This is a genomic window from Luteibacter sp. P4_E6, assembly GCF_056401535.1.
The window spans coordinates 1-5,233 of sequence record NZ_JBFUJE010000273.1; the positions used below are offsets into that span (position 1 = coordinate 1).

A 5,233-nucleotide genomic window follows, 5' to 3' on the forward strand; every position below is an offset into this window, starting at 1 on the left:
CCTGGGCGTCTCGCGGGGAGACCTTGGTGCCCACCCTCGCGGCTCAGACACGTCCTCCGCGTTCGAGAAGGAAAGGCCGCTCCGCGGCCCATGTACCTACTGGCCTACGGCCGCGCAGTGGCCTCTCCGGTACGAAACGCGGAGGACGTGTCTGAGCAGCGAGGGTGGGCACCGAAGGCTCTGCACCGCTACGTCAGGCTCTGCGCCGCTACGTCCGCGCCCGCCGCAGCGTGAGCTTTAACGCTTCAAAGACCGTGGATCCCCGCCCGACCCCGCAGGATCGCATCCAGCACGTCGGGCGCCACGTCGAATGAATCGAAGTACAGCCGGTCTTCCGGCAGGTTCGCATCGATGAAGAGCTGGCGTCCGGCGGCGACCATCGCGGGGGGACCGCTCATATAGAGGTCGAACGCGGCGAGGTCCGGAAAGTCTTCCAGCAGGGCCTCATGAATTAGGCCTTCGCGAAGCCCGCTAGCGCGGGCCGCCTCGGGATCGGATAACACCGGCGTAAAGGTGATCGTCGGCGTGTCCGCCGCCCAGCCGCGCGCGAGGTCGGCGAGATAAAGGTCCTCGGCGATCCGCGCACCCCAGTAAATGTGCATCGGCCGACGCGTCCCGAGTGCGATGAAGTGCTCGACGATCGCCTTCACCGGTGCAAAGCCGGTACCGCCAGCCATGAACAGCATGGGTCGCTCGGAATCCTCGCGCGGCACGAAGGTGCCCAGCGGCACCTCGATGGTCAGCCGATCGCCGACCTTCAACGATTCATACACCCAGGAAGTGAAGCCACCGCCGGGCACATGGCGTACGTGAAGCTCGATCGTTCCGTCGGCGAGCGGGCCGCTGGCGATCGAGAACGGCCGATGCTTGCCATCCTCGAGAATCACGTCGAGGTACTGACCCGGCAGCCAGTTCAGCCGATCGTCGCCAAGCGGCTTCAGCCAGATACCTACTACGTCCGGTGCAAGCATGCGTCGCTCGACGACGACGGTCTCGGCACGACGGTGCGGGATGTCTTCCACCGACGCGATCTCGCGCGCCTGGATGGCGATGTCACCGCAGGGAACGGCCTGGCAGAGCAGGATCGCGTGACGCATGCGTGCCGGACCGGAAAGGGCCGTTGGCGGATTGCGCGGGTACGAGCATTCACCCTCGACGAGGGTGGCCTTGCAGCTTCCGCACACGCCGCCTCGGCACGAATACGGGAGGGCGATTCCCGCGCGCTGGGCGGCTTCGAGCACGGTTTCGTCGGCAGCGGCGTCGAATCGCTTGCCGGACGATGTCAGGGTTACGGTGGGCACCCGCGCATTGTAGGACAATGGCGGCTTGTTCATTACACGATGCCTGCCCATGGCCATCTGGAAGCAACCCATCGACTTCGCGCGGATCAACGGCTGGAGCCGGGGCACGATGATGGAGACGCTCGACATACGCTTCGTCGACGCGGGTGACGACTGGATTCGCGGCACCATGCCCGTCGACCACCGCACGCAGCAGCCGTTCGGGCTGCTTCATGGCGGCGCGTCCGTGGTGCTGGCCGAGACGCTGGGCAGCACCGCCGCCCTGCTCACGCTCGACGTGGAGAGGGAAATCGCCGTCGGCCTGGATATCAATGCGAACCACCTCCGTGGCGTACGCAGTGGCCTGGTCACCGGCACGGCAAAAGCCATTCACCTGGGGCGCACCACCCAGGTATGGGAAATTCGCATCGAAGAGGAAACCGGCAAGCTGGTCTGCCTGTCGCGGCTGACCATGGCGGTGATTCCATCGCCGGGCGGCGCCCCGGGAAATCTTCGCTCGTGAGTGAAGGTGCGCCGTATGCGGCGCTGTCGCCAGACGTGGTGCTCGCCGCGGTGGATGCCGCCGGATCGTGGAGCGACGGCCGCCTGCTGACCCTTAACAGCTACGAGAATCGTGTTTTCCAGGTGGGACTCGAGGAAGGCGGTTTCGTCGTCGCCAAGTTCTACCGCCCTGGCCGATGGACGGATGCGGCGATCGCGGAAGAGCATGCCTTCGCCCTCGAACTGGCCGCCGCCGAGCTGCCGATGGTGGCGCCCCTCGCGTTCGAGGGCCAGACATTGCTGCGCCACGCCGGCTACCGTTATGCGATCTACCCGCGACGTGGCGGACGGGCGCCTTCGCTGGAATCGGCGGACCAGCTGGAATGGCTGGGCCGGCTGCTGGCACGCATGCACGCCGTGGGAGCGCGCGGCCACTTCCAGGCTCGCGGCACCCTGGACCGGCCGACGATGATCGAAGCGCCCATGCGCGCGACACTCGGCTCCGCCTTGCTGCCGGCGCACCTGTTCGACGCCTACCGTTTCGCGGCGGGCCGTGTCGATACCGCCGTCGCGGACCGCATCGAGGCCGTCGGCCCGGTGCACCGCATTCGCCTTCACGGTGACTGCCATCCCGGCAACGTTCTGTGGACCGATGCGGGTCCGCATTTCGTCGACCTCGACGACGCCCGTACCGGCCCTGCCGTGCAGGACCTTTGGATGCTCGCCGGTGACGACGCCATGATGAAAGCCCTGCTCGAGGGCTACGGACAGTTCCGCGATTTCGATCCCACCGAACTGGCCCTGATTCCCGTGCTGCGTGCGATGCGCCAGGTCCACTACGCCGGATGGATCGCCGAACGCTGGCACGATCCCGCCTTCCCCGCCGCCTTCCCCTTCGCCGCCGAAGCGCGTTGGTGGGAACAGCACATCGCCGATCTCCACGAGATCGCCGACGACCTCTAATCCACGGAGAACCCATGCATTCTTTTTTCACCCGCGTCATCGCCGTTTTTGAGATCGCCGGCGGCCTGTTCGGCCTCGTCCACCAGTTCGATCGCCTCCTTGGCGGACGCTTCAGCGGCCTGGACGCCATCGTCGCCGTGCTCGGCGTACTGCTGTTCGCCTTCATGCTCGTCGCCGGCATCCTGCTGGCCAGCAACGATGGTCGCGGCACGCAAATGTCGATCTGGGCGCAATTCCTCCAGGCGCCCCTGATCGCGACGCCCGTCTTCAGTTACGCGCTGTCGAGCGGCGCCTTCGTCAACCTCTTCATCACCCTGCAGCGTGCCCCGCGGTTGGGTTTCGACTGGTCTATCGCGACACATGGCTGGCAGCTCGCCCTCGGTGGACCGTCGCCGGCGCATCTGGGCATCAACCTGCTGGCCCTGGTTTCCTGGCTGATCCTGCGCTTCGGTCGCTAAGCCCCGGTATCATGGCGGGATGAACAGTCCTGCCACGCCCACCATCCGCCTGAAAACCGACCGCGTCCCCGGCCACCCGTGGGTATGGTCGGCCCAGATCGTCAAGCCCGAAGAACGCCTGCCGCCCGGGAGCGTCGTCGACGTGCTCGATGGGAAGGGCCGTTTTGTCGGGCGCGGATTCTGGAATGGCCATGCGCGCGTGGCACTGCGCCTGCTCACCACCGACGCCGACCAGGCCATCGACGCCGGCTGGATCGCTTCGCGGATTGCCAAGGCCGTGGAACTCCGTCGCGACCTGCTCCGCCTGGACGAGGTGAGCGACGCCTGGCGCGTGGTCCACAGCGAAGGCGACGGCCTCTCCGGCCTGGTCGTGGATCGTTACGCGAACCATCTCGTGGTGGAGTACTTTGCCGCCGGCATGTGGCGCTTCCGCGAGGCCATTCACGCGGAATTGCAACGCCACTTCCCCGGCGCGTCGCTTTACTGGTTCGCCGAAGATCACGTGCAGCGGCAGGAGTCGTTCGATGTCCGCTCCAACGACGCGCCTGCCGCCGTCGACGTGCACGAGCACGGGCTAGCCTTCCATGCCGCACCCGGCCTCGGCCACAAGACCGGCTTCTTCGCCGACCAGCGCGACAACCGTCGCCGCTTTGCCCAGCTGGCGCGCGGGCGCCGCGTGCTCGACCTCTGCTGCAATGCCGGCGGCTTTGCGGTACACGCCATGAAGGCGGGCGCGCGGGAGGCCATCGGCGTCGACGCCGATGCGGCCATCCTCGACGTCGCCCGTGAAAATGCCCGGCTGAACAGCGTCGAGGCGACGTTCGAACAGGGCGACGTTTTCGAGTGGTTGCGCGCTGCCATTGCCCGCGGCGACACCTGGGACGCTGTCGTGCTCGACCCGCCCAAGCTCACGCGCGACCGCAACCAGGTGGTCAACGCACTAAAGAAGTACTTCGCCATGAACCGCACGGCGCTCGACGTGATCGCCCCCGGCGGGATCCTCCTGACCTGCTCGTGCACGGGTCTTGTCGGCGAGGACGACTTCATCGAAATGATCCGCCGTGTCGCCCTCAATGCGGGCCGCAACATCCAGATCCTTCATGTGGACGGGGCCGGCGCAGACCACCCGGTGGCGAGTAACGTCCCCGAGAACCGCTACCTCAAGGCGGTTTACTGCCGCGTCGACTGACGCCGCGTTCACCGTGTCTTGATCGCTGGCCGGCACACACTGCCGGCCATGTCCAGGAAGCCGCCCGACGACGCCCTTGTGGTGCCGGATGTCGAACAGGCCCACGCGAAAGCGGCGGGCCTGGTCTATGTGTGCGACACCGACACCGGCATCACGCGACGCAAGCGCGGGCGGGCCTTCCAGTACATGGATGTCGAGGGCAAGCGGATAACCGATGAGGACGTGCTGACGCGCATACGCGCCCTGGCCATTCCGCCAGCCTATACGAAGGTATGGATCTGCCCCAACGAGCGAGGCCATCTCCAGGCGACAGGTCGTGACGCCCGGTTGCGCAAACAGTACCGGTACCACGCGAAGTGGCGGCATGTGCGCGATTGCGACAAGTTCGAGCGGATCCTGGAGTTCGGCGAAGCGCTCCCCCACCTGCGTCGTCGTCTGCGCAAGGACCTCAGCCTGCCCGGCCTGCCGCGCGACAAGGTGCTGGCACTCGTGGTGAGCCTGTTGGAAGAGACCATGATCCGCGTAGGTAACGACACCTACGCCAAACAGAACAACTCCTTCGGCCTGACCACCCTGCGCTCGCGCCATGTCGCCGCGCGCAAGGACCGGATCGAGTTCCACTTTCGTGGCAAGAGCGGCCAGTGGCGCGATGTCACGCTCGACGACCGCAAACTCGTCAAAGCCGTGCGCAAAGTCCAGGAGCTTCCCGGTCAACGACTGTTCCAGTATCTGGACGACGAAGGACAACGCCAGCCCATCGATTCCGGCATGGTGAACGATTACCTGCGGGAAGTGACCGGCGGCGAGTTCACGGCGAAGGACTTCCGCACCTGGGGCGGCAC

General features: G+C 66.3%; 6 protein-coding genes. 5 read left to right on the top strand and 1 reads right to left on the bottom strand.

What is annotated here, in order from left to right:
* Positions 1–245: 245 nt before the first annotated feature.
* A complete protein-coding gene (locus tag AC1DT2_RS15140) occupies positions 246–1,334 on the bottom strand; it encodes a 2Fe-2S iron-sulfur cluster-binding protein (protein WP_477297199.1) in 1,089 nt (362 codons plus the stop codon).
* Positions 1,335–1,350: 16 nt separating this feature from the next.
* On the opposite strand from AC1DT2_RS15140, the gene AC1DT2_RS15145 reads away from it, so the two are divergent.
* From AC1DT2_RS15145 to AC1DT2_RS15165, 5 genes are all read left to right on the top strand, one after another.
* Positions 1,351–1,803 carry a hotdog fold thioesterase gene (locus AC1DT2_RS15145; protein WP_477297200.1) on the top strand — a complete coding sequence of 151 codons (453 nt, stop codon included), beginning with the start codon at positions 1,351–1,353 and terminating at the stop codon, positions 1,801–1,803.
* Positions 1,800–2,744, top strand: coding sequence for a serine/threonine protein kinase (locus AC1DT2_RS15150; protein ID WP_477297201.1), 945 nt, complete (start codon positions 1,800–1,802; stop codon positions 2,742–2,744). Before AC1DT2_RS15145 ends, AC1DT2_RS15150 begins: the two co-directional genes overlap by 4 nt.
* A 14-nt stretch (positions 2,745–2,758) precedes the next feature.
* Positions 2,759–3,202: a hypothetical protein gene (locus AC1DT2_RS15155; RefSeq protein ID WP_063574083.1), complete on the top strand. Its 444-nt coding sequence runs from the start codon at positions 2,759–2,761 to the stop codon at positions 3,200–3,202.
* 19 nt (positions 3,203–3,221) lie between these two features.
* On the top strand, positions 3,222–4,391 hold the full coding sequence (locus AC1DT2_RS15160; protein ID WP_477297202.1) for a class I SAM-dependent rRNA methyltransferase: 1,170 nt from the start codon (positions 3,222–3,224) through the stop codon (positions 4,389–4,391).
* A gap of 48 nt (positions 4,392–4,439) precedes the next feature.
* A partial coding sequence (locus AC1DT2_RS15165; RefSeq protein WP_477297203.1) for a DNA topoisomerase IB occupies positions 4,440–5,233 on the top strand: 794 nt, incomplete at its 3' end.

Coding starts and splice junctions, on each gene's coding strand:
- AC1DT2_RS15140 (WP_477297199.1), bottom strand. CDS start 1,334: ATGAACAAGCCGCCATTGTCCTACAATGCGCGGGTGCCCACCGTAACC.
- AC1DT2_RS15145 (WP_477297200.1), top strand. CDS start 1,351: ATGGCCATCTGGAAGCAACCCATCGACTTCGCGCGGATCAACGGCTGG.
- AC1DT2_RS15155 (WP_063574083.1), top strand. CDS start 2,759: ATGCATTCTTTTTTCACCCGCGTCATCGCCGTTTTTGAGATCGCCGGC.
- AC1DT2_RS15160 (WP_477297202.1), top strand. CDS start 3,222: ATGAACAGTCCTGCCACGCCCACCATCCGCCTGAAAACCGACCGCGTC.